Annotated in this window: 29 protein-coding genes; 16 read left to right on the top strand and 13 right to left on the bottom strand. The window is 63.3% G+C overall.

Annotation, left to right across the window (positions count from 1 at the left end; translation table 11 throughout):
• Nucleotides 1-33 precede the first annotated feature (33 nt).
• Complete coding sequence (locus tag QU596_RS06455) at nt 34-3,426, bottom strand: efflux RND transporter permease subunit (RefSeq protein WP_308517840.1); 3,393 nt, start codon at nt 3,424-3,426, stop codon at nt 34-36.
• Between the two features lie 31 nt (nt 3,427-3,457).
• Nucleotides 3,458-4,633 carry an efflux RND transporter periplasmic adaptor subunit gene (locus QU596_RS06450; RefSeq protein ID WP_308517839.1) on the bottom strand — a complete coding sequence of 392 codons (1,176 nt, stop codon included), beginning with the start codon at nt 4,631-4,633 and terminating at the stop codon, nt 3,458-3,460.
• Nucleotides 4,634-4,828: 195 nt separating this feature from the next.
• On the opposite strand from QU596_RS06450, the gene QU596_RS06445 reads away from it, so the two are divergent.
• Nucleotides 4,829-5,089: a GlsB/YeaQ/YmgE family stress response membrane protein gene (locus QU596_RS06445; protein WP_308517838.1), complete on the top strand. Its 261-nt coding sequence runs from the start codon at nt 4,829-4,831 to the stop codon at nt 5,087-5,089.
• 75 nt (nt 5,090-5,164) lie between these two features.
• On the top strand, nt 5,165-5,875 hold the full coding sequence (locus QU596_RS06440; protein WP_308517837.1) for an SIMPL domain-containing protein: 711 nt from the start codon (nt 5,165-5,167) through the stop codon (nt 5,873-5,875).
• A 62-nt stretch (nt 5,876-5,937) separates the two neighbouring features.
• Here the strand turns inward: QU596_RS06440 and QU596_RS06435 are convergent, their stop codons facing one another.
• Nucleotides 5,938-6,189 carry a GlsB/YeaQ/YmgE family stress response membrane protein gene (locus QU596_RS06435; RefSeq protein ID WP_308517836.1) on the bottom strand — a complete coding sequence of 84 codons (252 nt, stop codon included), beginning with the start codon at nt 6,187-6,189 and terminating at the stop codon, nt 5,938-5,940.
• A gap of 166 nt (nt 6,190-6,355) precedes the next feature.
• Entirely contained in the window at nt 6,356-6,655 is a 300-nt protein-coding gene (sciP, locus tag QU596_RS06430; protein WP_308517835.1) for a CtrA inhibitor SciP, read from the bottom strand.
• Between the two features lie 124 nt (nt 6,656-6,779).
• Here sciP and QU596_RS06425 point away from each other — a divergent pair, with 124 nt between their 5' ends.
• The 4 genes from QU596_RS06425 to QU596_RS06410 all read left to right on the top strand — a co-directional run bounded on the left by QU596_RS06425 (nt 6,780) and on the right by QU596_RS06410 (nt 9,683).
• Nucleotides 6,780-6,971, top strand: a complete 192-nt coding sequence (locus QU596_RS06425) for a hypothetical protein (protein WP_308517834.1) — start codon at nt 6,780-6,782, stop codon at nt 6,969-6,971.
• Nucleotides 6,972-7,051: 80 nt separating this feature from the next.
• The gene (mnmA, locus tag QU596_RS06420; protein ID WP_308517833.1) at nt 7,052-8,164 is read left to right on the top strand and encodes a tRNA 2-thiouridine(34) synthase MnmA; all 1,113 of its coding nucleotides are present in this window, start codon (nt 7,052-7,054) and stop codon (nt 8,162-8,164) included.
• A complete protein-coding gene (locus tag QU596_RS06415) occupies nt 8,148-8,612 on the top strand; it encodes an NUDIX hydrolase (protein WP_308517832.1) in 465 nt (154 codons plus the stop codon). Before mnmA ends, QU596_RS06415 begins: the two co-directional genes overlap by 17 nt.
• A gap of 3 nt (nt 8,613-8,615) precedes the next feature.
• Nucleotides 8,616-9,683, top strand: a complete 1,068-nt coding sequence (locus QU596_RS06410) for an alpha/beta fold hydrolase (RefSeq protein ID WP_308517831.1) — start codon at nt 8,616-8,618, stop codon at nt 9,681-9,683.
• On the opposite strand, the gene QU596_RS06405 is transcribed toward QU596_RS06410, so the two are convergent.
• The 3 genes from QU596_RS06405 to pdxH are packed head-to-tail and all read right to left on the bottom strand — an operon-like array spanning nt 9,684 to nt 11,976.
• Complete coding sequence (locus QU596_RS06405) at nt 9,684-10,466, bottom strand: PhzF family phenazine biosynthesis protein (RefSeq protein WP_308517830.1); 783 nt, start codon at nt 10,464-10,466, stop codon at nt 9,684-9,686.
• Nucleotides 10,463-11,386, bottom strand: coding sequence for a cation diffusion facilitator family transporter (locus tag QU596_RS06400; RefSeq protein WP_420030964.1), 924 nt, complete (start codon nt 11,384-11,386; stop codon nt 10,463-10,465). The genes QU596_RS06405 and QU596_RS06400 overlap by 4 nt, the downstream gene beginning before the upstream one ends.
• A gap of 11 nt (nt 11,387-11,397) precedes the next feature.
• Nucleotides 11,398-11,976 carry a pyridoxamine 5'-phosphate oxidase gene (gene pdxH / locus QU596_RS06395; protein WP_308517829.1) on the bottom strand — a complete coding sequence of 193 codons (579 nt, stop codon included), beginning with the start codon at nt 11,974-11,976 and terminating at the stop codon, nt 11,398-11,400.
• Nucleotides 11,977-12,056: 80 nt separating this feature from the next.
• Between pdxH and QU596_RS06390 the strand changes: the two genes are divergently transcribed.
• The 3 genes from QU596_RS06390 to fabI all read left to right on the top strand — a co-directional run bounded on the left by QU596_RS06390 (nt 12,057) and on the right by fabI (nt 14,872).
• Entirely contained in the window at nt 12,057-13,028 is a 972-nt protein-coding gene (locus QU596_RS06390; RefSeq protein WP_308517828.1) for a DnaJ C-terminal domain-containing protein, read from the top strand.
• Nucleotides 13,029-13,091: 63 nt separating this feature from the next.
• Nucleotides 13,092-14,072 carry a YihY/virulence factor BrkB family protein gene (locus QU596_RS06385; protein ID WP_308517827.1) on the top strand — a complete coding sequence of 327 codons (981 nt, stop codon included), beginning with the start codon at nt 13,092-13,094 and terminating at the stop codon, nt 14,070-14,072.
• Nucleotides 14,069-14,872 (top strand): enoyl-ACP reductase FabI, encoded by an 804-nt coding sequence (gene fabI / locus QU596_RS06380; RefSeq protein ID WP_308517826.1) that lies wholly within the window; start codon nt 14,069-14,071, stop codon nt 14,870-14,872. Before QU596_RS06385 ends, fabI begins: the two co-directional genes overlap by 4 nt.
• Here the strand turns inward: fabI and QU596_RS06375 are convergent.
• Entirely contained in the window at nt 14,869-16,158 is a 1,290-nt protein-coding gene (locus QU596_RS06375) for an adenylosuccinate synthase (RefSeq protein ID WP_308517825.1), read from the bottom strand. The two genes, fabI and QU596_RS06375, sit on opposite strands and share 4 nt — an antisense overlap.
• 228 nt (nt 16,159-16,386) lie before the next feature.
• On the opposite strand from QU596_RS06375, the gene QU596_RS06370 reads away from it, so the two are divergent.
• The 3 genes from QU596_RS06370 (at nt 16,387) to QU596_RS06360 (ending at nt 17,384) form a co-directional block, all read left to right on the top strand.
• Complete coding sequence (locus tag QU596_RS06370; protein WP_308517824.1) at nt 16,387-16,695, top strand: CopG family ribbon-helix-helix protein; 309 nt, start codon at nt 16,387-16,389, stop codon at nt 16,693-16,695.
• A complete protein-coding gene (locus tag QU596_RS06365; RefSeq protein ID WP_308517823.1) occupies nt 16,692-16,970 on the top strand; it encodes a type II toxin-antitoxin system RelE/ParE family toxin in 279 nt (92 codons plus the stop codon). Before QU596_RS06370 ends, QU596_RS06365 begins: the two co-directional genes overlap by 4 nt.
• 150 nt (nt 16,971-17,120) lie before the next feature.
• A complete protein-coding gene (locus QU596_RS06360) occupies nt 17,121-17,384 on the top strand; it encodes a hypothetical protein (protein ID WP_308517822.1) in 264 nt (87 codons plus the stop codon).
• 74 nt (nt 17,385-17,458) lie between these two features.
• Here the strand turns inward: QU596_RS06360 and serA are convergent, their stop codons facing one another.
• Both serA and QU596_RS06350 read right to left on the bottom strand, forming a co-directional pair.
• On the bottom strand, nt 17,459-19,012 hold the full coding sequence (serA, locus tag QU596_RS06355) for a phosphoglycerate dehydrogenase (RefSeq protein ID WP_420030963.1): 1,554 nt from the start codon (nt 19,010-19,012) through the stop codon (nt 17,459-17,461).
• Between the two features lie 32 nt (nt 19,013-19,044).
• Nucleotides 19,045-20,178 carry a phosphoserine transaminase gene (locus QU596_RS06350; RefSeq protein ID WP_308517820.1) on the bottom strand — a complete coding sequence of 378 codons (1,134 nt, stop codon included), beginning with the start codon at nt 20,176-20,178 and terminating at the stop codon, nt 19,045-19,047.
• A 363-nt stretch (nt 20,179-20,541) separates the two neighbouring features.
• Between QU596_RS06350 and QU596_RS06345 the strand changes: the two genes are divergently transcribed.
• Entirely contained in the window at nt 20,542-21,591 is a 1,050-nt protein-coding gene (locus QU596_RS06345; protein ID WP_308517819.1) for a M23 family metallopeptidase, read from the top strand.
• Between the two features lie 37 nt (nt 21,592-21,628).
• Nucleotides 21,629-21,961, top strand: coding sequence for a HesB/IscA family protein (locus tag QU596_RS06340; protein WP_308517818.1), 333 nt, complete (start codon nt 21,629-21,631; stop codon nt 21,959-21,961).
• Here QU596_RS06340 and QU596_RS06335 read toward each other — a convergent pair.
• Complete coding sequence (locus QU596_RS06335) at nt 21,958-22,593, bottom strand: hypothetical protein (RefSeq protein WP_308517817.1); 636 nt, start codon at nt 22,591-22,593, stop codon at nt 21,958-21,960. The genes QU596_RS06340 and QU596_RS06335 overlap by 4 nt on opposite strands.
• Nucleotides 22,594-23,056: 463 nt before the next feature.
• Here QU596_RS06335 and QU596_RS06330 point away from each other — a divergent pair, with 463 nt between their 5' ends.
• The gene (locus tag QU596_RS06330) at nt 23,057-23,794 is read left to right on the top strand and encodes a helix-turn-helix domain-containing protein (RefSeq protein ID WP_308517816.1); all 738 of its coding nucleotides are present in this window, start codon (nt 23,057-23,059) and stop codon (nt 23,792-23,794) included.
• A gap of 23 nt (nt 23,795-23,817) precedes the next feature.
• Nucleotides 23,818-24,591, top strand: a complete 774-nt coding sequence (gene xth / locus QU596_RS06325) for an exodeoxyribonuclease III (protein ID WP_308517815.1) — start codon at nt 23,818-23,820, stop codon at nt 24,589-24,591.
• A gap of 7 nt (nt 24,592-24,598) precedes the next feature.
• Here xth and QU596_RS06320 read toward each other — a convergent pair whose 3' ends face one another.
• Together QU596_RS06320 and QU596_RS06315 are read right to left on the bottom strand one after the other, a co-directional pair.
• Nucleotides 24,599-24,925, bottom strand: coding sequence for a hypothetical protein (locus QU596_RS06320; protein ID WP_308517814.1), 327 nt, complete (start codon nt 24,923-24,925; stop codon nt 24,599-24,601).
• Nucleotides 24,926-24,942: 17 nt separating this feature from the next.
• Nucleotides 24,943-26,085 carry an N-acetyltransferase gene (locus QU596_RS06315; RefSeq protein WP_308517813.1) on the bottom strand — a complete coding sequence of 381 codons (1,143 nt, stop codon included), beginning with the start codon at nt 26,083-26,085 and terminating at the stop codon, nt 24,943-24,945.
• Nucleotides 26,086-26,186 lie beyond the last annotated feature (101 nt).

Genomic DNA, 26,186 nt, shown 5'->3' with positions numbered 1-26,186 from the left:
GAGCCAGGCCATGGGTTCACAAGTCCCGGCAGTTCATTCCGCAGGAACTGGCGTACCGGTTGCGTGCGCCTCGCTGCCGACCAGCTTGTGGAACAGGCGTCCGATCCTGCTCTCGAGCGAGATCGCGATCGAGAAATAGGCCGGGACCAGCAGCAGCGTCAGCAACGTCGAGAAGATCAGGCCACCGATCACGGTGATGCCCATCGGTGCGCGCCAGCTGTTGTCGCCGCTGAGGGACATTGCCGTTGGCAGCATGCCCGCGACCATCGCGACGGTCGTCATGACGATCGGCTGCGCGCGCTTGTGGCCAGCTTCGTGGATCGCCGCGTCCTTGGGCATCCCGTGGTTCATCATCTCGACGGCGAAATCGACCAGGAGGATCGAGTTCTTGGCGACGATTCCGAACAGCATCAGGATGCCGATGAGCACGAACAGGGAAATTGGCTGGTCCGCTATGTGCAACGCTACCGCAGCGCCGAGCGGAGCGAGCAGTAGCGAGCCCATGTTCACGAACGGCGACAGGAACCGGCGATACAGCAGCACCAGCACCGCGAAGACCAGCAGCACGCCCGAGGCGAGGGCCACGGCGAAGTTGAACAGCAGCTCCGACTGCCACTTCTGGTTGCCGAGGTTCATCTTTTGCACGCCCTGCGGCAGGTTCTTCACGGAAGGCAGCTGATTGACCTTCGCCATCACATCGCCCTCGACCACGCCCGGCGCGAGGTCGGCGCCGATCGCGAGGCGGCGTAGCTGGTTCGACCGCATGATCGTCGTCGGACCCGACCCGAAGCCGATCTCCGCGACCGACTTCAGCGGGACCGAGCCGCCCCCTGACGTCGGCACCGGCAGGTTCTCGAGCGTCGAGAGATCACGGCGCGCGTTTTCCGACAGCGAGACCTGGATCGGTACCTGGCGGTCCGACAGCGAGAACTTCGCGCTGTTCTGCTCGATGTCCCCAAGCGTCGCGATGCGTATCGTTTGGCTGAGCGCCGCAGTCGTTACGCCAAGGTCTGCCGCCAGATCGAAGCGCGGCTTGATGGTGATTTCCGGCTGCGCCAGCTGGCTGCCGACGCGCGGCGCGCGGAGACCCGGAACGCCCTCCATTTCCTTGGCTATCTTTTGCGCGACCGCGGTCAGCTGGACCGGGTCGTCGCCGCCCAGATAGAGCATGATGTCGCGCTGGTCGGCATCGGGGCCGCCACCGTTCTGACTCATGAAGCTCGCGCGGGCGTCGGGAAAGGCCGACATCTTCGGCGACAGGTTGCGTTCAAATTCCGTGCTGGTGACGTCGCGGTCCTTCTTGAGGACGATGTTCACGCGTCCGCTGCCGACGTTGACGCGCTCGAATACGCGCTCGACGGTCGGATCCTGCGATACGATCGCCGCCAGCTTGTCGGTCGCCGCTTCGGTCTGCTTCAGCGTGCTGCCTGGCGGTAGCGTCACGTTGAGGCGCGAGTAGTCCGAATTCTGCGGCGGGAAGAACGACATCGACAGCGTTCCGAACAGAACAATGCTCAGCAACAGCGTGCCGAAGCCTGCGGCGACCATCGCCAACCGGTGATCGTGCATCCGCGCGTGGAGCCGGGCGGAAACGAGGCTGTGCCAGCGCCCGAACCCTTCCGGAGCCAGAAGCCGGATGAGGAAGGCGATGAACTTGATCACGCCGTAGGCGGCGGCCGCGCCGACGAGGACGCCCAGCGAGAAATTGATAGCGCCGCCGGTCCAACCGAGCTTGCCCAGCGCGGCCATGACCATACCGATGACAATCACGAATGCGGCGACGACCGGCAGCGCGAAGAGCACGGTCAGCGCCCAGTAGCCGGCATTGCGCGCGGGCTTCGGCAGCGGGCTCAACAAGGCCTTCGCCTTAGACGTGTCGAGGCTCCAGTTCAGGATCTTCAGGTAATAATCCATCCACTTCCACGCCGCGTGCGGCTGGGCGCCGTGCGAGCGAAGGAAGTAGGCCGCGATCAGCGGCGTGATCATGCGGGCGACGAACAGGCTCATCAGCACGGAGAGCACGACGGTGAAGCCGAACGCCTTGAAGTACTGGCCGGCAATACCGGGCATGAGCGCGACGGGAAAGAAGACCGCCACGATCGCCATGGTGGTCGCCAGCACGGCAAGGCCGATCTCGTCCGCGGCGTCGAGCGACGCCTGATAGGCCGATTTGCCCATGCGCATGTGCCGCACGATGTTCTCGATCTCGACGATCGCGTCGTCGACCAGAACGCCCGCGACCAAGCCCATCGCCATGGTCGACATGAAGTTCATGGTGATGCCCATCATGCTCATGAACCAGAAGGCCGGGATCGCCGAGAGCGGGATGGCGAGCGCGGAGATGGCCGTGGCGCGGATGTCGCGGAGGAAGATGAGCACGACGAGAACCGCCAGGACGGCGCCCTCGATCAGGCCTTCCATCGCCGATTCGTACTGCGCCTTGGTATAGTCGACGGTGTTGAAGACCTCGGAGAAGTGGACCTTCGGGTTTTCCTTCTCGAGCTTTTTCAGCTCCTTCCACGACGCATCGTAGGCGGTGACCTCCGACGAGCCCTTGGCGCGCTGGATCATGAAGGTGACGACCTGGCGGCCGTTCATCTTGGCGATCGAGCGCTGCTCGCTGTTGCTGTCCTTGACCTCGCCAAGGTCGGCCAGCTTCACGAACCGCCCGCCAGGCAGGGAAATCTGCGTCTGCCCAAGCTGATAGGCATCGGGGGCATTGCCGATGACGCGAACCGATTGCTCGGAACCGGCCACCTCGGCGCGGCCGCCAGCGCCGTTCAAATTGTTCTGTCGAAGCTGGGCGTTGACCTGCGCGGCCGTGATGCCCTGCGACTGCAGCGCAGCCGGATCGAGGACGACCCGGATATTGCGGTCGACGCCGCCGATGCGCGTCACCGCCGCGACGCCCTCAAGGCCCAGCACACGCTTGGCGACGGTATTGTCGATGTACCAGCTGAGCTGTTCCAGCGTCATGTCAGTGGTTTGCGCGCCGACATAGGTGAAGGGTTCGTCCTCAGCGTCGACGCGCTGCACCTGCGGCTCCAGGATGCCGTCGGGCAGGTTGCTGCGGATCTGCGCAATGACGTTGCGGACGTCGTTGACGGCGCGGTCAGTCGGCGTGCCGAGCTCGAACTGCACGAAGGTCGTGCTGTTGCCCTCTCGGATGGTGCTGCTCAACTCCTCGACACCAGAGATGCCGCGAATGGCGGATTCGACGCGCTGCGTGACTTGCGTTTCAAGCTCACCCGGCGCGGCGCCCGGCTGAGAGACCGAGACCACTGCGGCAGGAAAGTCGATGTCCGGTGCGTTGTTCACCTGCATCCGGGCGAAGGCGATCAGTCCCGCCAGCATCAGGCCGACGAACAGCACGATGGGACCGACCGGGTTGCGAATGCACCAGGACGAAATGTTCCGGAAATTCATGGCCTAAAGCTTTCCTTGTCGCTCCGCGCCGTCAGCGCGCAGCTTGCCGCTGCGGATTGACCTTCTGGCCCGGGTTCAGGAACGGACCGGCCGAGAGCACGACCTGTTCGTTTCCGCTGAGCCCAGCGGTGATCGTCACGCCATTGTCGCTGACTGCGCCGATCTTGATGTCGCGCCGCTCGACCTCTTTCTTGGCGTTGATGATGTAGACGTAATTGCCCTTGTCATCGCTCAGCACCGCGCTTTGCGGCAGCATCGGAGCATCGGTCGTGCCCGCGGTAATGCGCGCTTCGGCGAACCCACCCGGACGCATGATCGGATCATAGGGAACCGCGATGCGGACATCCCCAAGGCGGGTCTGCGCGTCGATCATCGGCGCGACCTGCCAGACGTTGCCGGTGAAGCTGCGGTCGGCACCGACAGGCGTAACCTGCGCCGGCATGCCGGTGTGGATCGAAGCGAGGTCCTGTTGCGACAGCTGTGCGCGCATTTCCATCTGCCCGCCTTCGGCAAGGTGGAAGAGCGCGCCCGACCCCGGGCTGACGATTTGTCCGACCTCAACATTGCGCGAGAGGATCAGCCCGGAAGCGGGCGCAACGACGTTCAGCTGGCCGATCTGGGCGCGCGTGGCGCCAAGCTGCGCCTGGGCGACGCGAACCTGGGCGTTCGCCGCATCGCGCGCCGCACGCTTGGAATCGATTTCCGCCTTGGAAACGAAGCCGCGGCCCTGAAGGGCAACGGCGCGTTCGTAGTTGTTCTGCGCCAGCACGGCATTGGCCCGTGCGGCCTCGACCTGCGCGGCGAGCTGCGCCGCCTGTTGCGCCTGAACCGAGCGGTCCACGGTCGCGAGCACCTGCCCCGCGCGGACCCAGCTGCCGGCATCCACATTGACGCTAACGACGCGGCCGCCCGCGCCGGCAATGCCGATCGGCTGATCGCGGCGGGCACTCAGCGGACCGCTAGCGGTGATCGTGCGCCCGACCGTGGTGCGCCCCGGGACGACGACGGTCACGCTGGGCACCTGGCCCTGGCTTGCAGCGGCCTCCTTCGCGGCTTCCGCCGAGCGTCCACGGGAGACGAAGAAAGCAATCGCACCGATGATCAGGACGGCGGCGATGGCCGCGGCAATGATGATCGTCCGACGCCGCCGCGACCGATCCACCACCACGAGCGTGTCGGAAGAGTGGATCGAAGTTTCCCTGTTCATGATGTCCATACCCGTGCGAATCTGGTGTTGCCCTGGAGTTGGACTGTATTAGCCCAATAACTCACCCCGCGCAACAGACCCCCTATGCCTGCGTCCCGCCACCGCTTTTCGACTAACGGTGGCACTCATTACGCGAGCGCGCGTTTGCGGTTAACAGCAGCAAACTTCAGATCAACGTCGAAAGGGCGAAATTCCATGGAAAGCTACGGCATCATTGGCTGGATCGTCATTGGTGGGATCGCGGGCGCGATCGCCAAGATGCTGATGCCGGGACGCGATCCCGGGGGCTGCATCATCACAATCCTCCTCGGCGTCGCCGGTGCGCTGGTTGCTGGCTGGATCGGTCACGCGGTCGGATGGTACAATACGGGCGAGGGTGCGGGCTTCCTCGCGGCTATCGTTGGCGCCTTCCTGCTGCTGGGCATTTATCGGATCGTCGCCGGCCGACGAGCCTAGCAACGGCTGTTCAGCGGCTAGCCATGGCGCCACGTTAATCGTTGGCGTCATGGAACGAGCCGAAAGGAATCCAGCATGAAGTCCGCTTTTCTGGCGGCACTGATGATCGGTGCCGCTGCTATCCCTGTGAGCGCATCGGCGCAGCAGGCGATGATCAACCAAAGCATCACCGGCACCAGGCTAGACATTTCCGCGACCGGTGAGGTCAGCCGGGTGCCCGACATGGCGACCATTTCTGCGGGAGTCGTCACCAAGGCGCCGACCGCCAGCGCTGCGCTGCAGGACAATGCCGGCCGGATGCAGCGTGTGGTTGCCGCTCTCAAACGGGCGGGGATCGCCGATCGCGACATTCAGACCAGCAACGTCAGCCTTAATCCGGAATATCGCTATCCCGACAACCAATCACCGCAACTGACCGGCTATAGCGCGTCGAATAACGTCAGCGTCCGCTTCCGCGATATCCGGACGTCCGGGCAAATCCTCGACGCGCTGGTCGGGCAGGGGGCGAATCAGATCAGCGGCCCGAACCTTACGATCGACAAGCCGGAAGGCGCCTTGGATGAAGCGCGGACCAGAGCGATTGCCGTCGGACGCGAGCGCGCCCAGGCCTATGCCCGGTCGCTGGGAATGCGGGTGGTCCGTCTCGTGGCCGTGAGCGAGAGCGGCGGTAATTCCATCGTGCAGCCAATGCCGATGTATGCGCGAGCGGACATGGCGAAAACGTCGATCGAGCCGGGCGAGCAGAAGCTGCAAGTCACGCTCAACATGACGTTCGAACTTCAATAGCCAATGAAAAAGGGCCGCCCGGTCATCCCGGACGGCCCTTCATTTCACCGGATGCCTGTCCGTTAGCGGACGGTGCCCCGGCGGATCAGGTTGACGATCGCAAGCAAGATCACCGCGCCGATGAGCGCATAGAGGAAGCTTTCGATCGTGATGCCGGCGTTCATGTTCACGCCGAACAGCAGGCCGGCGATAACCGCGCCCACGATGCCGACAACAATGTTGAGAATGACGCCCTGCTGAGCGTCGGTGCGCATAATCAAGCTGGCGAGCCAACCGCAGACACCGCCGACGATCAGCCAGATGATAATACCCATCAGCCTTCCCTCCTGTTATTTTCGGCTGACCCCGAACACTTGGGGCCGCCGTTCCGGCATCACAGACGCGTGATGCGCCCCGATTGTTCCGGATTCGGAAGGGTTCGTCCAGAAATTTGGTGAGGCAGTTGCCGACTTCTGGCAAGTCGGCAATGAAAACAGCGGTTTAGTAACGCTGCTGGCGTTCGTACTGATCCCGATATTGCTTGATCCGGGTCACGCGGAGGCCCGGCATGCCGCTGCGGTCGACCGCACGCTGCCAGCTGGTGAACTCCTCGAGGCTGAGGGTATAGCGCTTGCAGGCTTCGTCGACGCTGAGCAAACCACCAGCGACCGCGGCCACGACTTCGGCCTTACGGCGAACGACCCAGCGGGTGGTCGACGGCGGCGGCAACGAATCGAGAGTCAGCGGCTCGCCGAGCGGGCCGATGACTTGGGCCGGACGAAACTTCTGGTTCTCAAGCATTCTTGGTCACACCTGCTTAATCATTGGTACTGGCCATTGTTTAATCCGGAGCCGTTGAAAACATTCTGAAACGGGCTGGTTAACGGTCCGGTCAATCCTTTTGCGGGCTCCTTAACCCTGTGCCGTGATCGGCGAACGCACCGTCGAGCAGCTTAGCCGCTTCACGCCAGCCGTCGCCACTCGCAAGGTAACAGGCGATTGCCTCTCGCGAGCACCCCGTCCTGCCGGCATGATCGCCGAACAGAAGGAGCGTCTCGGACAGACTGAGCGGCTCGTGGCCGTCGGCGTGAAGTTCGCCGTCGTGACGCGCCAATGAAAACCCCTCGCTTTGCTACCCTGCCCATCGGTCTAGCGGCGAGGAGTGAAATTCGGGTAAAGACCCGCCGAGAGCTTCCGATGATTGTTGATTTCCAGCTGGGCCGCCCCGCGGGCGATTGCCGTATCGTCGTCGCCATGTCCGGCGGCGTCGACAGCTCCGTGACCGCGGCGCTGGCCGCGCAGACGGGCGCGGAGGTGATCGGCGTCACGCTCCAGCTGTACGATCACGGCGAGGCCGTCCGCCGCTCAGGCGCGTGCTGCGCGGGCCAGGACATTTACGACGCCAAGACCGTCGCAGACCGGCTCGGTATTCCTCACTACGTTCTCGATTATGAAAGCCGCTTCCGCGATGGCGTGATCGACCGCTTCGTCGACGAATATGCGCAGGGCCGAACGCCGGTGCCCTGCGCCAGCTGCAACCAGAGCGTGAAATTCGTCGACCTCGTCGCCTTCGCGCGAGAGCTGGGCGCCGATTGTCTTGCCACCGGGCACTACGTTCGGCGCGTGGTGAACGGCGGGCGGGTCGAAATGCACAAGGGTGCCGATCCGCGCCGCGACCAAAGCTATTTCCTTTACGGCACGACGCGCGAACAGCTCGATTTCCTGCGCTTCCCGCTTGGCGACCTGCCCAAGGACGACGTGCGCCGCATCGCTGCCGACATTGGGCTCGAGGTGGCGGCCAAGCCGGACAGCCAGGACATCTGTTTCGTACCCGACGGCGACTACGCCGGCCTGATCAAGCGGCTACGGCCGGAAACGGCGCAACAGGGCGACATCGTCGATCTCGAGGGACGGGTTCTCGGCCGGCATCGTGGCGTGGTTCACTTCACCGTCGGCCAGCGGCGCGGAATAGAAATCGGCGGTCAGCGGGAGCCGCTCTACGTGATCCGGATCGAGCCGGAGGCCGCGCGCATCGTCGTCGGGCCCAAGCGCGCTCTTGCGATCGCGGAGATGCGTGTCGCCCACTGGAATTGGATCGCCGAGGATCAGCGAGACGTAAGCGTAAAGGTGCGTTCCCTGGCGCCGCCCGTCCCGGCTGTCCGTGACAGGGACCGGATCCGCTTCGCGCAGCCCGAATATGGAGTCGCTCCGGGCCAGGCGGCCGTCCTCTATGACGGCACGCGTTTGCTCGGTGGTGGATGGATTGCCGAAACGGCAAGCGCTGCAATGCTTGATGCCGTCGCCGCGTAGCGCGGGCATTCTGCTTTTCCGCGAGCGGCAGGGCGCGACGGAAGTGCTGCTGATCAAACCCGGGGGTCCGTTCTGGCGCAGGAGGGATGCCGGCGCGTGGATGATCCCGAAGGGCGAGATCGAACCGGGGGAGACCCCGGTCGAAGCGGCGTTGCGGGAGTTCGCCGAGGAGACGGGGGTAGCGCTCGAAAGCGTGCCCGTCCCGCTGGCCACCATTCGGCAGTCGGCAGGCAAGCTCGTCGAGGCATTCGCGGTCGAGGGTGACCTCGATGCCGACGCCATCCGCTCCATCGATTTCGAGATGGAATGGCCGCCGCGCACAGGTCGCCTCATGCGCTTCCCGGAAGCGGAGGAAGCACGGTGGATGACGCTTGCCACTGCACGCGCCATGATGCTGCCAAGCCAGCTACCGTTGCTGGATGCTCTCGAGGCCAGGCTGAAAGGTTAGTCGATGCTTTCTTTGCTTCTTGCCGCCGCTGCGCAGGTTGCGACCATGCCGGCGCGCATTCCCGAGCCGACCGAGCGGGACATCACGCTCAGAAATTTCCGGTTCGGCACGGGCGAAACACTCCCCACGCTCCGCATGCACGTCTCCACGCTCGGCACGCCGCATCGCAATGCCGCCGGCCAGATCGACAATGCCGTCATGGTGCTTCACGGCACCGGCGGCACCGGCAAGCAGTTCCTCCAACCCCAATTCGCGGCCGAACTCTACGGCACCGGTCAGCCGCTCGACCTCAGTCGCTATTACGTCATCCTGCCCGACAACATTGGGCATGGTGGGTCCTCGAAACCCTCTGACGGCCTGCGGATGAAGTTCCCAAAGTACGACTATGACGACATGGTCGCGGCGCAGCGGCGGATGCTGGTGGAAGGCCTCGGCATAACGCATCTCCGGCTGATCATGGGCACGTCGATGGGCTGCATGCACAGCTTCGTCTGGGCCGAGACCTACCCCAACTTTGCCAGCGCACTGATGCCCATGGCCTGTGAGCCGATCGAGATCGCCGGGCTCAACCGGATGTGGCGGCAACTTGCGATCAACGGGATCAAAGCCGACGCCTCCTGGCAAGGCGGAAATTACAGCACCCAACCGATGATGGGTCTACGCGCCGCGCAAAACCTGCTGTTCGTGGCGGGTGCCGCCCCGCTTTTGTATCAGCAGCAATATCCTACGCGCATCGCGGCCGGTGCGTTTGCCGAGGAGCGGGTTTCTGCGGCACTCAAGGCCCTTGATGCCAACGACCTGATCTACGCCCTAGATTCATCGCGAAACTACAATCCGTGGCCGCGCCTGGAACAGATCAAGGCTCCGATGACGTGGATCAACTCGGCGGACGACTTCATCAATCCCCGCAACTTCACTTACCCGCAGCAAGCCTTGAAGCGCATGCCAACGGTGCGATTTCGCCTAATTCCCGAGTCGGCCCAGACGCATGGCCACGGCACGCACACGTGGGCAAAATTCTGGAAGGGAGACCTGGTCGCGCTTCTGGCGCGCTCAGAACCCAAGCGCTGACTAAAGCTGGAACTGGCCGACGATCACCGTGTGGCACGTCCCGCCCAGGATGGCGCGGTCACCTTCCTGGCGGCAGTGGAGCACGCCGGTGCGTTTGCTCGCCTGGAGCGCGGTGAAGTGATCGCGGCCGAGCCGCTTGGTCCAATAAGGCACCAGCGCCGCATGTGCCGAACCGGTGACCGGGTCTTCGTCGATCCCCAGGTATGGCACGAACACGCGGTCGACGATGTCGTGGTGATCGCCGCGTGCCGTGATCACCGCCATCCGCGGCAGCTTCTTCAAGGCCGCAAAATCAGGGTTCATCGCTACGACCGCCGCCTCGTCCGCGACTTCAATGATCGCCGCGTCGTTGCAGCCGGCGGCTAGCCAGGCCGGGCCGTCAGGAAGGCCAAGGGCACGGTTGAGCTCAGGCTCGTGGATCTCGGTCAGATCCGCCGCCGGCAGATCCAGTTCGAGGAAGCCCTCCCGCCGCCTTACGGCAAGCGTGCCGGCGCGCGTCGAGAACAGAACATCATCACCAGTCATCAGTACATGCCCGGCGGCAATCGTGGCGTGCCCGCACAAATCGACTTCCGCGACCGGCGTGAACCAGCGCAATTCGAAATCCACGTCCTCGCGATCGCTCGGCACCGTGAATGCCGTCTCGCTCAGATTATTTTCGGCCGCGATCGCTTGCATCATCGCATCGTCGAGCCAGCGGTCGAGCGGCATGACAGCCGCGGGATTTCCCGTGAGCGGCCGGTCGGCGAACGCATCGACCTGAAAGAAGGGCAGGCTGGTCACGTCGCCTGCTCGGTGATCGCTTGCGGCAACAGCGTCTCGCGGTCGATCTGCCCTTCGGGATCGACGTGGATCAGGATTTCGGTGTCGGGAAACCGCTTCTGCAATTCCTCTTCCACGCGGTCGAGCTGGTCGTGCGCATGCTGCACGGTCCAGTCCGCCGGCACCCAGACGTGGAATTGCGCGAAATGGTGGGTGCCGCTGCTGCGGGTCCGAAAATCATGGAGCCCCGCAAGTTCGGGATATTCCTTTGCGGCGGCGAGGAAGCTCGCCCGCCGTTCCTCCGGCCACTCGCGGTCCATGAGCTGATCGAGCGCGTGGCTCGACGCTTTCCAGGCACCCCAGGCAAGCCACAGCGCAATCAGAATGCCGAACACCGCATCAGCCCCGACCCAGCCAAGAAACTGGTCGAGCGCGAGGGCAATGATCACCGATCCGTTCAGCAGCAAGTCGGAGGAATAATGCAAGCGATCGGTACCGATCGCGAGTGACCCCGTTCGGTTCACCACATGCCGCTGATAGCTGATCAGCGCGATGGTCAGCACGATGGCAATGACGGACACACCGATGCCCAATTCCGCCTGCGCCGTCTCCGCGCCAGCGAGCAACCGCTGAACGGCTCGGAAACCGATGAACGCTGCCGAAAAGGTGATGATGATCACCTGCACCAAGGCGGCGAGGGCTTCGGCCTTGCCATGCCCGAACCGGTGGTCGTGATCCGCGGGCGCCGCCGCGATGCGGACCGCGAGCAGAACGATCAGGCTCGCGACAAGGTCAAGGCTGCTGTCGGCCAGCGACCCGAGCATTGCCATCGACGATGTTTGCAGCGCGGCGTAAGTCTTGAGGACGATCAGGACGACGGCCATGGTCGTGCTGGCCATCGCCGCGCGCGCCGTCAGCTTCGAACGCTCGGCAGGGGTAATGGCGGGGTTGCTCACGGGTACAACAGGCCTTCCGTCCATCCGCCATCGGCGTCGGCCAGGAACAGCCGCCGTTCATGCAGGCGGTGAGCTCGATCCTGCCAGAACTCGATCCGCAAGGGGGATACACGAAAGCCGCCCCAATGCGGCGGTCGCGGCACGTCTTCGCCGTCGAATCTTTGAGTCATGTCCTGCACGCGCGCTTCGAAGGTCTCGCGTCGATCAAGCGGCCGCGATTGATCCGACGCCCAGGCGCCGAGTTGAGAGTCGCGCGATCTCGATGCGAAATAAGCGTCCGCCTCTTCCGGCGAGACCCGACTAACCGGACCACTGATGCGCACCTGACGCCGCAGGCTCTTCCAGTGGAAGAGCAGCGCCGCCTCGGCGCGCGCGGCGAGATCACGCCCCTTGTTGCTCTGCTCATTGGTGTAGAAGACAAAGCCGTCCGGCCCATGCCCCTTGAGCAGCACCATCCGGACACTCGGCCGGCCATCCGCATCCGCGGTCGCCAGCGCCATCGCCTCGGGATCGTTAGGCTCTGCCGCGCGCGCCTCGGCGAACCAATCGTCGAACAGGGCGAAGGGATCGGTCATCTTGTCTGCGCCTTAGGCTTGGCCTTGGCGCGGCGGCAACCCATCTGGTCAGGCCGAAACTGTTCCGGCATGGGAAGATTATGGCACTCGACCTCTATCAGCGCTTGGGATTGAAGCGGGGCGCTAGCGAAGCCGAGATCAAGAAGGCTTATCGCAGCCTCGCCAAGCAGCTTCATCCCGACCGCAATCAGGATAATCCGAAGGCCGCTGAACGCTTCGCCCAGGTCACCCAGGCTTATGATCTGCTGTCCGACAAGGACAAGCGCGCCCGCTACGATCGTGGGGAGATCGACGAGGACGGCAATCCGAAGATGCCGTTCGGGGGCGGCGGTTTCGGCGGCGGCGGCGGTTTCGGGGGCTATTCGCAGGGTGGCCCGCAACCCGGCGGCCCTGGTTTTGAAAACTTCAACTTCGGCGGTGGTGACGGCGCCGACCTTGGCGATTTGTTCGAGGGGCTGTTCGGTGGGACCGCCGGCGGCCGTGCGCGCGGCGGCCCCTTCGGCGGCTTCCGCCAGCGCCAGCAGGCGCCGCAGAAAGGTGCGGACATCGCCTATCGGCTGAAGGTGCCGTTCGAAGATGCCGTTGCCCTGAAGCCGCAACGCATCACACTCGGTGACGGCAAGACGATCGACCTCAAACTGCCCAAGGGGCTTGAGGACGGCACAAGCATGCGCCTTGCGGGCAAGGGACAGGAAGGTCCCGGCGGTCGCGGGGATGCGATCGTGACGATCGATATCGCTCCGCACCGCTTTTACACGCGCGACGGCGCGAACATCCGCCTCGAACTTCCTGTCACGCTTCGTGAGGCTGTGCAGGGCGCCAAGGTGAAGGTGCCGACACCCGAAGGACCCGTCATGCTCACCATCCCCAAGGGAACGTCGTCGGGCAAGGTACTGCGCCTCAAAGACCGGGGGTTCACCGGCAAGGACGGTAGGCGCGGGGATCAATTGGTGACCGTGGTAGTCGATATCCCGGCGAATGACGCCGAATTACAGCGGTTCACCGAGAACTGGACCGGGGGCGGCAACCCGCGAGCAGGGCTCGGCGTCTAGCGCAACTGGATGAGAGACGCTTCACCTCAGTCGCCCGAAGCACGCCGCAAACGCCTGGCAAGCATGCGTGCCGCCTTCGGCACCGAGGTCGAGGAGAAGCTGAAGCCGCGGACGACTGCAATTGAAGTCGTGAAACGGGTGGCCGTCGGCGTCTACAATGACGGCTTCATCCACGCGGGAAACCTCGCCTATCTGTCGATCGTCGCGCTGTTTCCCTTTTTCATCGTAGCCGCGGCTGTCGCCCATCTGCTGGGGCAGGGACAGGACGCGCAGCTGACGGTGATGAATGTCCTTCGGCGTCTGCCCCCGGACGTCGCGAGTACGTTGCGAGAGCCGATCAACGAGGTGCTGACCGTGCGGACCGGTCCGCTTCTGTGGTTCGGCGCCCTTGTCGGGCTTTGGACCGCCACCAGCTATCTCGAAACGATCCGCGACATCCTGCGCCGCGCCTACGGCGTGAAGTTCTGCTCGCCGTTCTGGGAGTATCGGCTAGGATCGATGCTGGTCATTCTGGGCGCGGTCATTCTGCTGATGATCTCCTTCGCGGCGAGCGCGACCCTAACCCTGGCGCATCAGCTGATCATCCACTGGTTCCCGCTCGCGCAGGACATCGCCAGCGCGCTGGGCCTTTATCGCCTCGTGCCGGCGTTCATCCTCTTCTTCACCTTCTACGTCTTGTTCTACGCGCTGATCCCGGCCCGCTATCGCAAGCGGGATTGCCGCAAGTGGCCGGGCGCGCTGTTCATCACCTTGTGGTGGCTGGCAACGGTCGAACTCCTGCCGAACGTAATCGGCCTGTTCGGGGGCTACAGCCTGACCTACGGCAGCCTGGCGGGCGTCATGATCGCGCTGATTTTCTTCTTCGTCGTGGGGCTTGGGGTTGTGATCGGCGCCGAACTGAATGCGGCGCTGGCGGAAAGCGGCGCCACCGCGCTAAAGGGCGAGGTCTACAACGGGCCATATACGGATGAGCTCGAGGTTGAGGAACCGCAGCCCGGCGAGGACGTCCAGCCGACGCTGCAAAAGGAGGGGCCGGCACTTTGAGCGGACTGATGCAAGGCAAGCGCGGATTGATCATGGGGCTGGCGAACGACCGTTCGCTGGCGTGGGGTATTGCACGCGCGCTGCATAGTCAGGGGGCGGAACTGGCCTTCTCCTATCAAGGGGACGCGCTGGAAAAGCGCGTGCGTCCGCTGGCCGCCGAACTCGGTTCCGACTTGCTGGTCGACTGCGACGTTTCGGACATGAAGGCGCTCGACCGGACTTTCGACGCGCTCAAGGAGCGGTGGGAAACACTCGATTTCGTCGTTCACGCCATTGGCTATTCCGACAAGAACGAATTGCGCGGCAAGTTCGTCGATACGTCGATGGACAACTTCCTCATGACCATGAACATCTCGGTCTACAGCTTCGTGGCGGTTGCCCAGCGGGCGCGCCGGCTGATGACCAACGGTGGGTCGATGCTGACGCTCACCTATTACGGCGCAGAGAAGGTGATCCCGCACTACAACGTCATGGGCGTCGCCAAGGCGGGCCTTGAAGCCAGCGTCAAATATCTGGCGATGGACCTCGGCCCCGAAGGCATTCGCGTGAACGCTATCTCGGCCGGACCGATCAAGACGCTCGCTGCCAGCGGCATCGGCGACTTCCGCTACATCATGAAGTGGAATGAATATAATTCGCCCCTTCGCCGCAACGTCACGATCGAGGACGTCGGCGGGGCTGGCCTATATCTGTTGAGCGACCTTTCGTCCGGTGTCACCGGCGAGACACATCACGTCGACAGCGGCTATCACGTGATCGGCATGAAGGCCGAAGACGCCCCTGACATCTCCGTCGCTTAACCGGCGAAGGGGTCGCGGACGAGGATCGTATCGTCGCGTTGCGGGGAGGTGCTGACCAGCGCCACGGGGCAGCGAATCAGTTCTTCGATGCGGCGGACGTATTTGATTGCACGTGCGGGAAGTTCCGCCCAGCTTCGCGCGCCCTGCGTCGACCCGGGCCAGCCCTCAATTTCTTCGTAGACTGGCTCGACCCGCGCCTGGTCCGCGGCATGGGCTGGGAGGTAATCGATGATTTCGCCGTCAAGACGATATCCCGTGCAGATCCTGATCGTCTCGAAGCCATCGAGCACGTCGAGCTTGGTAAGCGCAATCCCCGTCACGCCGCTGACCGCAGCTGCCTGACGCACAAGCACCGCGTCGAACCAGCCGCAGCGCCGACTGCGCCCGGTGACGGTTCCAAATTCATGGCCGCGTTCGCCGAGCCGCTGGCCGACTTCATTTTCCTGTTCGGTCGGGAAGGGACCTGACCCAACGCGCGTGGTGTAAGCCTTGACGATGCCCAGCACGAAACCCGCCGCGCGGGGGCCCATGCCCGCCCCGGAGCCAGTCGTGCCGGCAACCGTGTTCGATGAAGTGACGAACGGATAAGTGCCGTGGTCCACGTCGAGCAGCACGCCCTGTGCCCCTTCAAACAGCATCTTTCTGCCTTGTTGCAGCGCCTGGTCGAGATCGCGCCAGACGGGCCGCGCATAGGGCAGCACGAAGCCGGCGATTTCGCGCAGGTCGGAGAGGAGGCGCTCACGATCGATCGGCGGTTCGTTAAAACCGGCGCGAAGCGCGTCATGGTGCGCGCACAGACGGTCGAGCAGCGGCGCAACGTCATCCAGCTTGGCCAGGTCGCATACCCGGATGGCGCGGCGGCCAACCTTGTCTTCGTAGGCCGGACCGATGCCGCGGCGCGTCGTGCCGATCTTGCCCGCACCCGAAGCATCTTCGCGAAGGGCATCGAGGTCGCGGTGGATCGGCAAGATCAGCGGGCAATTGTCCGCGATCATCAGCACGTCCGGGGTAACTTCGACACCCTGTGCAGCAATCCGCTCGATTTCAGCCTTCAGCGCCCACGGATCGAGTACCACGCCATTGCCGATGACCGACGGTGTGCCGCGCACAATGCCCGACGGGAGCAGCGATAGCTTATAAGTCTGGTCTCCGACGACGAGGGTATGACCCGCGTTGTGCCCACCCTGAAACCGGACAACGACGTCGGCGCGGCTGGCCAGCCAGTCGACGATCTTGCCTTTGCCTTCGTCACCCCACTGGGCGCCAATGACGGTGACGTTTCCCACTTTTGATTCCTCGGCTGTGCAAACGCCGCGGCCTTAGAAAGCTCAATGGCTTTGGTCCAGTTTGGACCAAAGTAGATGGATGCCTCGATGTAACGGATTCATCCACAGTGAACATGTTTGTAGTTCTTGTTTCGTTCTATTCTGCAATAAGAAACATGGGTTGGCCGACATTCCCAATGGAAACAGGTCGGACAACAATCGTTGTTTATGGATCTATATTGGTCCATATTGAAGATTATTGTATTTGAATACCTGAGATTGGACATCAATATGGCGGACGATGGAAGGGTGGTCACCGCAAAGCTGCCGGACGATCTCGTTTCTAGGCTGGACGAGGTCGCGGACCGGATTGACCGCAGCAAGAGCTGGATCGTTCGCGAGGCGGTCGCTGAATGGTTGGCCGAAGAAGAACGGCGATACGAACTAACGATGGAGGCGATCGAGGCCATGGATCGCGGTGAATCTTTGAGTCAGGACGAAGTTGAGAGGCATTTCGCGGCCCGTCGGAAAGCTCGAAGTGCGAAGCGCGCTGCGTGACCATCAGGTGGTCGCTTCAGGCCTTGCATGATGTTGACCGTCTTGTGGATTTCATCGCCGCCCACGATACCGCAAAGGCAGATGAGGTTGAGGCAGCGCTAAACGAGACTCCCAAAAAATTGCTTCATTTCAACAGGATGGGTTCCAGGCTAAGCGAATTCGATCCACGCGAAGTCCGCGAACTGCGCTTCGCACGCTACATTTTGAGGTACGAACTCGTGGGTACCGAAATCCGCGTACTGCGGATCTTCCACGGCCGAGAGAATCGATTCTGAATGCCTGGTTCGAGAAGGCCGAGCGAGACGCGAGACTATTCGCGCGCATATCGTTAGCTTGACGGAACAGAATTCGGCCGCCACGCGTATAGCTGTTCCGCGACGCGTCCCGACGCGGATGCGAACGAAACCAATAGGGGAATGCAGATCATGAAGACCACCACCGTTCTGGCGATTGCCCTCGGCCTCGGCTCGCTCGCAGCGTGCAACAAGAGCCCGCAGGAAGCGACTGCCGATAACATCGAAGCGAATGCTGAAAATGTTGCCGACAACATCGAAGCCAATGCCGACAACGCCTCGGACAATATCCAGGCGAATGCCGACAACGCTGCGGACGCCGTTCGCAACGCCGGCGAAGTGAAGGCCGACTCGGTCCGCAACGGTGCGGACGCCGACGGCAACAGCGCCAACTAAGTTATCGACTAGCCTTCCGCACGCAGAAGGCCGGTCGAAGGGCGCCCCGGAAACGGGGCGCCCTTTTTCTTTGGTCAGAAGCTTAGCGGCACCACTTCGCGTACCCCCGGCAAATCGCGCAACTGCTGCGCCACTGCCGGCGTAATCGGATCATCCACTGCTACCAAGGCGATAGCTTCGCCCCGCTCCTGGCGGCGGCCAAGGTTGAACGTCGCGATATTCAGGCCATTTTCCCCCAGTCGCGTGCCGAGTGCGCCGATGAACCCCGGCTGGTCGTTGTTCACGATGTAAATCATTTGGCCGGTCAATTCTGCTTCCACCGGAATATCGAAAATTTTGACCAGACGCGGCGCGCGATTGCCGAACAAAGTGCCCTCGACCCGGCGCGGGCCGTCATCCGTGCCGACGGTCACCGCGACCAGCGTATGGTAGTCGCCTTCGCCCTCATTGCGGATTTCCCGAACGCCGATGCCGCGTTCCTTGGCCAGATAAGGCGCGTTCACCATGTTCACGGTGTCCGACCAGGTCCGCATCAGCCCTGCTAACACGGCGCCGGTGACCGGTTTGATGTTGAGCGCGGCGGCGGCGCCTTCGACCTCGACGTCGATCGAGCGGATCGAAGTTCCGGCAATCTGCCCAACCAACCGCCCAAGCTTTTCGGCAAGCGCCATGTACGGCTTCAGGCGCGGCGCCTCTTCCGCCGACAGCGATGGGACGTTCACGGCGTTGGTAATGCCGCCAAGCAACAGGAAGTCGCTCATCTGCTCGGCGATCTGGATTGCGACGTTGACCTGCGCTTCGGTTGTCGACGCGCCGAGATGCGGCGTGCAGATCAGGCCCGGCGTCCCGAACAGCGCGTTCTCCTTCGCCGGCTCCTGCGCGAACACGTCCAGCGCCGCGCCGGCGATGTGGCCGCTTTCAAGGCCTTCCTTGAGCGCCGCTTCATCGATCAAGCCGCCGCGTGCGCAATTGACAATACGCACGCCCGGCTTGGTCTTCGCCAGCGCATCCCGGCTAAGGATGCCCCTCGTCTGATCGGTTAGCGGCGTGTGCAAAGTGATGAAGTCGGCGCGCGCGAGCAGCTCGTCGAGCTCGACCTTGTCGACGCCGAGCTCCACCGCCCGCTCCGGCGACAAGAATGGATCGAACGCGGCGACCTTCATCTTGAGGCCATGCGCCCGGTCGGCGACAATCGAGCCGATATTGCCGCAGCCGATCAGGCCGAGCGTCTTACCGGCCAGTTCGACCCCCATGAACCGGTTCTTTTCCCACTTGCCTGCCTGGGTCGACTGATCGGCCTGCGGAATTTCGCGGGCCAGTGCGAACAGCATCGCGATGGCATGCTCGGCCGTCGTGATAGAATTGCCGAAGGGCGTGTTCATCACCACGATGCCGCGTGCCGAAGCAGCGGGCACGTCGATCGTGTCGACGCCAATTCCGGCGCGTCCGATCACTTTCAGCCGCGGCAGGGCCGCATCCATTGCCGCGGCGCCGATCTTCGTCGAGCTGCGCACGGCGACGCCATCATAGCCGCCGATGATGGCGCTGAGCTCTTCAGGCGTCAGGCCGGGCTTTTCGTCAACCGTAATGCCACGGTCACGAAACACCGCCGCAGCGCGCGGATCCATCTTGTCCGCGATCAGGACGTTAACTGCATTGCTCACTTCGTCATCTCCCAGGCCCAATCGAGCCACGGCCCGAGTGCGTCGATGTCGGCGGTTTCCACGGTCGCACCGCACCAGATTCGCAGGCCCGGCGGCGCGTCCCGGTAAGCGCCGATGTCATAAGCGGCGTCCTCCTGCTCCAGCAGCTTCGCCATCGCTTTCTGCCGCTTGGTGTTTGTTTCAGGATCGCTTCGATCGCTGAATTGCAGACATACCGACGTGTTCGATCGGATCGCCGGATCGGTTGCGAGGTGCTCGATCCAAGCCGCTTCCGCGACCCACGCGTCCAGCGCCTGTGCATTGGCGTTTGCGCGCGCGATCAATGCGTCGAGACCGCCGAGTTGCTCGGCCCACCCGATTGCATGCAGCCAGTCCTCGACGCACAGCATCGATGGGGTGTTGATGGTCTCGCCGTGGAAAATCCCATCGATGAGCTTGCCACCCTTGGTCAGGCGGAAGATCTTCGGGAGCGGGCGGGGAGCAGGCTCGCCCTCGAGCCGCTCAATCGCGCGCGGCGAAAGCACGATCATTCCGTGCGCCGCTTCGCCACCAAGTGCCTTTTGCCAGCTGAATGTGCCCACATCGATCTTTTGCCAATCAATCGGCTGCGCGAAGGCGGCCGACGTCGCATCGCAGATAGAAAGGCCGGTGCGATCCGCGGCGATCCAATCGGCATCGGGCACCCGCACGCCGCTCGTCGTCCCGTTCCAGGTGAAGACGATGTCGCTTGCCGGATCGATGCCCTCCAACCGGGCAATTTTTCCATAATCCGCCGTCCGGATGTCAGCATCCAGCTTCAGTTGCTTCGCGACATCGGTGACCCACCCCGCGCCGAAGCTTTCCCATGCCAGCATCGTCACTGGCCGCGTGCCGAGCAGCGCCCACATGGCCATTTCCATGGCGCCGGTGTCGGAAGCGGGGACGATGCCCAGTTTGTAATCCGCCGGAAGCTGGAGCAGCGCGTGCGTGCGCTCGATCGCCTCCGCCAGCCGCGCTTTGCCGATGGCGCCGCGATGCGAGCGTCCAAGCGCCTCGATATCGAAGGAAGATAGTGACCAGCCCGGCGGCTTTGCGCAGGGACCAGACGAGAAATATGGACGCGCAGGACGCGCCGCGGGACGTTCAACCATTTCAACTCTCCTCGCAGAGAGCACGCGCCGCGTTGGGACGGCGTGGCCCGAGGCCGCTTGTACGGTTGATTGCGGCGCTCGCAAGGCAGCGCGAAAGATTCGCGGAAATCCGGATTTTTCGCTTTCGCTTGGACGAGAAGAGGGGCGGGATGCTCCGAGAATCTTCCATTCACCGTGTCGTCCTGACGACTCGTCCCGCGATCGGTCGATTGCGGTTGAATTTGTTAACCATCCGAAAGCAGTGTCTGTCGGGCCGGAGCGCGGTGGGGCAATTCGCGCGGACGGCGGGGCTGGGGAGCTCCTTTAGATTTGGGACATTCGGCGGTGCGCCTGTTTGCGCATCCCGATGGTGGAGCGGGACGCATGACGCAACTTCTGGCCACGACGACCGGCCTGTTTCGCGATCGCGATTTTTTCATTCACGACGGCACGAAGCTTCGCCGCTTCCGGATTTCCGCACCGCTTCAGGCGGTGTTTTTCGTTGTTCTGCTGACCATCGTGGGATGGGCAAGCTACGCAACTGGCCAACTGCTGTCCCGCCCGTACGCCCCGGCGGCGGCTGCTTTGCCGGCGGCCACCGAAGCGCGCGCGCAGATGATTGAGCGCCGCCAGGCGATTATCGAAGCCGCGCTTGCCGGCCATAAGATTGATCCCTCCTTGGTTGCTGCTGCCGCCAGCGGCAAGCTCGGCAATGAAGGCCCGCTCGCTCGCGTGGAAAAAGCGCAGCTCGAGCAGGCCGCGCTCGTCGCGAAGGCACTTGACGTCCGTTACCAGGTCACCGCCGCCGAGCTGAAGCGCTTAGGCATCAGCCCCGCTCGCGTCGGCAGCCCGACCGGTGTCGGTGGCCCGTTCGAGGGCGTTGCCAACGCCAGCTTCAAGGCGCTCTTCGACAGCTGGAAGAAGCTCGATCAGCTGCAGGACGGCGTCATTGCCGTCCCGTCCGACAAGCCGATCCGCGCCAGCGTGACGTTCACCAGCGGCTTCGGTGTCCGCTCGGATCCCTTCAAATTCGCCGCGGCCATGCACCCCGGCATCGACCTGTCCGGCGCCTATGGGACGCCCATCTACGCCACCGCCGATGGTGTCGTACTTCGCGCCGGCTGGAACAGCGGCGGCTACGGCAATCTGGTCGAGATCGACCACGGACGCGGCATCACCACGCGCTATGGCCATATGTCGGCGGTCCTCGTCTCGGCGGGCGATCACGTTAAGCGCGGCCAGCAAGTCGGGCGAATGGGCTCCACCGGACGCTCGACCGGCAACCACCTGCACTATGAAGTCCGGATCGACGGTCGCGCGGTCAACCCGATCCCCTTCATGAAATCGACCGATTACGTTCTTGCGATGCAGCGCCGTTCGGGTGCGGCGTCGATGGACGCAGTGGCCATGGGCGGCCCCGGCGGCGGCCACTGATATTGTTCGGCCCAACCGGGCTTCCTATTTCGTGCTTGTGACCGAACCTCAGATTATCCTGACGCCTAGCGCTGCACGCCGCGTGGCCTGGATCGCCGAGCGGCAGGCCAAGCCGGCCATCCTGCGACTTGCGGTCGATGGCGGCGGCTGTGCGGGCTTCACCTACAAATTCGAACTCGCGTCCGCGCCGGAAGCCGACGACCAGGTTGCCGAGACCGACGGTGTTCGCCTCGTCGTCGACCCGATGAGCCTCGAGCTGGTCCGCGGTTCGGCGGTCGATTTCGTCGAGGATCTCGGCGGCGCTGCCTTCAAAGTCACCAACCCGAATGCCCAGTCGGGCTGCGGCTGCGGATCCAGCTTCTCCGTCTAGTGCCCCGCGTCATGGTGGCTCATGGCACCTGCCATGGCCGGCTTGTGGGCCGCGCAACTCACCTTCGGATTATACTGCGCGAACACCCCGTTGGGATTGTCGCGGAACAGCCAGACGTGTCGGTCGTAATGCGGCTCGAACATGTGCGCCTCATCGACCTTGGTCGCTGGATTGTCTTCCATCAGGTCGTACGCGACCCCATGGAAGCTCGGCGGCGCATTATGGCCCGCCTCTCGCCACGCCAGTTTGAACACCAGGTTTTCGACCGCGACCAGCGTGAGCGATCCGTCAGCTTGCGGTTCGTAGATGAGCACCGACGGCTTGGTGAAATCCGTGTGCGTGCCGTTGCCGTTCACCCGCGGGTTTGGCGGTCCCTTGATGCCGAGAAGGTCGGGACGGAAGAAGTGAATACCCATTCCGCCAAGGCTTGCCGGACGACCCATGTTGGTGGCCGTGTCGCACATGTCGGACGGATCGCGGACGTAGCCTTCGGCAAGCGCGACCTTGACGTCCTTAAACCGCTGGGTCGCGGCCCGAACGGTGTCCAGGTCTGGCTCCGGCGATGCGGTTTTTGCGGGATGCGAGAGGACAAGCGCGAGCGCCAGCGCTCCGCTGCTGAGTTTCGGGATCATGAAAACCTCTGATTACAGCGCGAAACTGTTCAAGCGGGGATGAAGCACGCGCCGCGCTGGGCGGCTTGTCGCGTCAGAACGGGGTGCCTGATGCGGCTTAACCTTACCCCCTTCGGCCGAATCGTTGCCTTCGGCCTTGGCCCAGGCGGCGCGTGCGAGCGCTAAATCTGACCAGAGCGGACTCATAGCGTGAATGCCTGAATGCCCTGGATGAGCTGGGTGACGAACAGCACCGCGCTTACGGTGATGATGCCACCAAACCCGGTTTTCGCGCGACTGATGAACATGTTGCCCCTTTCACAAGTTCGCGGTGGTTTAGCGTTGCGCCGCATATCTGCCTGTCGCCCCGCCGCCGCCACAGGCAGTGTTTGGAAATCGCCGTCGCGTTGTGCCGGGAGTGTCCAGCCAGTTGACGAGATGTGCGGAAATGTGCGGAGATGTGCGCACTGATTCTGGGGCAATCATGCAGCACGAGCTGAGCAATAAGAATAGCGAGTCAGTCGCGACGATCGTGCGCGAGGAGCTCGCGCGCCGGCGATTGTCACGGCAGTGGCTGGCGGACGAAGCCAAGGTGAGCCTGTCGACGCTGGAGAAAGCGCTTGCCGGCCGGCGCCCCTTCACGCTGGCAACGGTGATTCGACTGGAGGATGCGCTCGGCACGAAGCTCCGCGCCCCGGTCACCATGCCCCAGGACATGCGCCTGTTCGCACCGGACACCATGGGGGCTTATGCTCGGCCGGCGGTGCAATGGCTGGAAGGCAGGTATCTGACGCTGCGGCCCTCCTTCAGCGAAGCCGGTGCGATTTTCGCCTATCTGACCTCGATCAGCTGGAATGACGCGGAAGGTCATCTCGTCTTCAGCGAAGCTTCCCGGACCGACCGCGAGTTCGAGCAGAAGGGCTTCGTTTCCTTTCCCAACATATCGGGCGCCATTTACTTGGTGACGATCTGGCAGGGGCAGTACCGGATCGCCTTGCTCAACCGCCCCTCGGGACGGTGGCTAAGTGGCATTCTGCTGACCCTGGCGTCGGGCGAGGGCGCGCAACTTACGCCGGCATCGCTGCCGATCGTGCTGCTTCCGCATGATGATGACGAGGAGAAGGCTGTCGGCGTCGTGCGCCCGGGCGACAAGGACTACGACGATTACCGGACCTGCGTCGATCGCGTGACGCAGCGCGGATACGCGCGCTTCCCCGTCTAGGCGCGGCCCGCTAAGCGGGTTCGGTGAAGCTCGCTACCTACAATCTCAACGGCATCCGCGCGCGCCTGCCGCGGCTGCTCGAATGGCTCGACCGCGCCAAGCCGGACGTCGTTTGTTTGCAGGAGCTCAAATGCGCGGATGAATCGCTGCCGATCGCCGATATCGAGGCGGCCGGCTACGGCGCCGTCTGGCACGGGCAAAAGGGTTTCAACGGTGTCGCGATCCTCGCCCGCGGCGATACGCCGAAGCTGCGGCGGATGGGATTGCCCGGCGATCCTGACGATACACACAGCCGGTACATCGAGGCTGAGGTCGGTGACCTGATCGTCGCGTCCATTTATCTGCCCAACGGCAACCCGGTCGGCACCGAGAAGTTCGACTACAAGATCCGTTGGATGGAACGGCTTCTCGAGCACGCGGATGAGCTGTTGCAGACCGAGCGCCCCGTTGTTCTCTGTGGGGACTGGAACGTGGTCCCGGAGGACCGCGACGTCTTTTCCGTCAAGGCTACCCAGCATGACGCCGTCATGCAGCCTGCCGCGCGCGAACTTTGGCGCCGCTTGGTCAGCCAGGGCTGGACCGACGCTTTACGCGCCTACCACCCGAGCGAAGAGAAACTGTACACCTTCTGGGACTACACCGCGGGCTGCTGGCAGCGCGACCTCGGCTTTCGCCTCGACCATCTGCTCTGCTCACCGGAGGCCGCCGACCGCCTCACCGGCGCCGACGTCGACAAATGGGTACGCGGCGAGGAGAAAGCCTCGGACCATACGCCGACCTGGGTGGAGCTGACTTAAGCTCCGTTCACCGACAGGTCGTTGGCTGCGGGCTCAGTGTCGTCCCTCGCTGGTTGACCGTAACCACGTCACCGATACTGCAATGATTATCCCCGATCGGCACGGATACGCTGCCCGTTCCATGAGCGTTCCGGATGATGATCCATTGCCGGGGCGATCGTCCAAACGTGGGCGCGATCGCAACCACTCTGGCCTTCGCAGGGTGGATGGGTTGCAGTGGCAAGCCGTGGAACTTCCACACCAGCCACGCGCTCGGCACGCCGATCACGGCGACGAGGACGATCCCCATGATCGACCCAAGACCAAACCGATGCGGACGGGACTCGTCAGTCAAGTCTCACTTCGCCTCGTTCACAGCGCTTTTTCGTAAATCCGATAGCGGTGGTTGACCGATGCGCCGGGTAGCTGCGCGATCGACAGCATCCCCTTGTTGTCTTCGAGGATCCAGCCGAACTCGCCTTCCTTCGCGCCGAATTTGGTCACCGCGTCCCGGCGGGTGAACTCGATCATCATGAAAGCGAGCTGGCTGGCCAGGCGGCTGCCGTGCAGCTTCTTCGCGACGCCCATCAGCGGTACGCGGAGCCGACGCGTGCGTGGTTTGCGCAACCGCCACAGCAGCTTGATGAAGTTGAACGGGAACAGCTCACCGTTCAGGTCCTTGGTTAGTTCGTTGATGTCCGGGATCGTCAACATGAAGGCGACCGGCTCACCGTCGAGCTCGGCGACCCTCACCAGCTCGTTGAAGATGATCGGCTTCAGCTTCTTGCCTGCGTAGGCGATCTCGGATTCGGTTAGCGGGACATAGCCCCAATTGTCCGACCATGCCTCATTGAGCAGGTTGAGGATGAGCCGCGATTCCTCCGCGAATTTCGACTTATCGATTTCACGGATGCGAATGCGCGGATTGCGTTCGCCGGTCGCGATGAGGCGGTCGATCATCGGGTCTTCCCAATGCTCGATGTTGAGCGCGTAAGTGATCAGGTCCTTGGCCTTGCCGTAGCCCGCGGCCTCGATCCACGACTGATATTCCGGACGGTGGTGACCCATCATCGCGGTCGGTGATTCCGCGAAACCCTCGATCTCCAAACCCGGCTCGTCCCAGATCGACAGGCTGATCGGGCCCATCGACGTCTTCATGCCTTGCGCGCGTAGCCAATCCTCGGCCGTCGCGATCAAAGCTGCTGCTGCCTCGCCATCGAGCGCCTCGAACATGCCCCACTGGCCGGTGCCCTTGGCCATATGCTCTTGAACCAACTCGTCGACCTGCGCGCTAATGCGCCCGACGACCTTGCCGCCGCGCTCCGCTAGCCACAGCTGGGCGCGAGCGTGCTCGAACCACGGATTCTTGCCGGGCGTGATGAGGCCATGCACCTCGTCCTTCAGCGGCGGCACCCAGGCGGGATCGACCTTGTAGACGTCCCAGGCGAAGTCGACGAAGGCCTTGCGGTCCTTCTTGGTCAGGACGGGGCGGATGGTGACGGCGCTGCTGTTCATGGCCGCATGGGCTAGCCGTTCATCGGTCGTTGCGCCAGTGAACCCTACAAACGCCCAATTCGCGCCATTATCTGATGGCATTAGAGACACTTCACGCGGAC

The sequence above is a fragment of the Sphingomonas flavescens genome (assembly GCF_030866745.1).
Lineage (GTDB): Bacteria > Pseudomonadota > Alphaproteobacteria > Sphingomonadales > Sphingomonadaceae > Sphingomicrobium > Sphingomicrobium flavescens.
This window is presented reverse-complemented; position numbering and strand designations above follow the sequence as displayed.

Bases quoted from the DNA above. Each gene is read 5' to 3' on its own strand.
- QU596_RS06435 (WP_308517836.1), bottom strand. From the start codon at position 6,189: ATGGGTATTATCATCTGGCTGATCGTCGGCGGTGTCTGCGGTTGGCTC.
- sciP (WP_308517835.1), bottom strand. From the start codon at position 6,655: ATGCTTGAGAACCAGAAGTTTCGTCCGGCCCAAGTCATCGGCCCGCTC.
- QU596_RS06440 (WP_308517837.1), top strand. From the start codon at position 5,165: ATGAAGTCCGCTTTTCTGGCGGCACTGATGATCGGTGCCGCTGCTATC.
- QU596_RS06445 (WP_308517838.1), top strand. From the start codon at position 4,829: ATGGAAAGCTACGGCATCATTGGCTGGATCGTCATTGGTGGGATCGCG.
- pdxH (WP_308517829.1), bottom strand. From the start codon at position 11,976: ATGACCGATCCCTTCGCCCTGTTCGACGATTGGTTCGCCGAGGCGCGC.
- QU596_RS06385 (WP_308517827.1), top strand. From the start codon at position 13,092: ATGCGTGCCGCCTTCGGCACCGAGGTCGAGGAGAAGCTGAAGCCGCGG.
- QU596_RS06330 (WP_308517816.1), top strand. From the start codon at position 23,057: ATGCAGCACGAGCTGAGCAATAAGAATAGCGAGTCAGTCGCGACGATC.
- QU596_RS06315 (WP_308517813.1), bottom strand. From the start codon at position 26,085: ATGAACAGCAGCGCCGTCACCATCCGCCCCGTCCTGACCAAGAAGGAC.
- QU596_RS06410 (WP_308517831.1), top strand. From the start codon at position 8,616: ATGCTTTCTTTGCTTCTTGCCGCCGCTGCGCAGGTTGCGACCATGCCG.
- QU596_RS06455 (WP_308517840.1), bottom strand. From the start codon at position 3,426: ATGAATTTCCGGAACATTTCGTCCTGGTGCATTCGCAACCCGGTCGGT.
- QU596_RS06390 (WP_308517828.1), top strand. From the start codon at position 12,057: ATGGCACTCGACCTCTATCAGCGCTTGGGATTGAAGCGGGGCGCTAGC.
- serA (WP_420030963.1), bottom strand. From the start codon at position 19,012: ATGGATCCGCGCGCTGCGGCGGTGTTTCGTGACCGTGGCATTACGGTT.
- mnmA (WP_308517833.1), top strand. From the start codon at position 7,052: ATGATTGTTGATTTCCAGCTGGGCCGCCCCGCGGGCGATTGCCGTATC.
- QU596_RS06360 (WP_308517822.1), top strand. From the start codon at position 17,121: ATGAAGACCACCACCGTTCTGGCGATTGCCCTCGGCCTCGGCTCGCTC.
- QU596_RS06345 (WP_308517819.1), top strand. From the start codon at position 20,542: ATGACGCAACTTCTGGCCACGACGACCGGCCTGTTTCGCGATCGCGAT.
- QU596_RS06450 (WP_308517839.1), bottom strand. From the start codon at position 4,633: ATGAACAGGGAAACTTCGATCCACTCTTCCGACACGCTCGTGGTGGTG.
- QU596_RS06415 (WP_308517832.1), top strand. From the start codon at position 8,148: ATGCCGTCGCCGCGTAGCGCGGGCATTCTGCTTTTCCGCGAGCGGCAG.
- QU596_RS06335 (WP_308517817.1), bottom strand. From the start codon at position 22,593: ATGATCCCGAAACTCAGCAGCGGAGCGCTGGCGCTCGCGCTTGTCCTC.
- QU596_RS06350 (WP_308517820.1), bottom strand. From the start codon at position 20,178: ATGGTTGAACGTCCCGCGGCGCGTCCTGCGCGTCCATATTTCTCGTCT.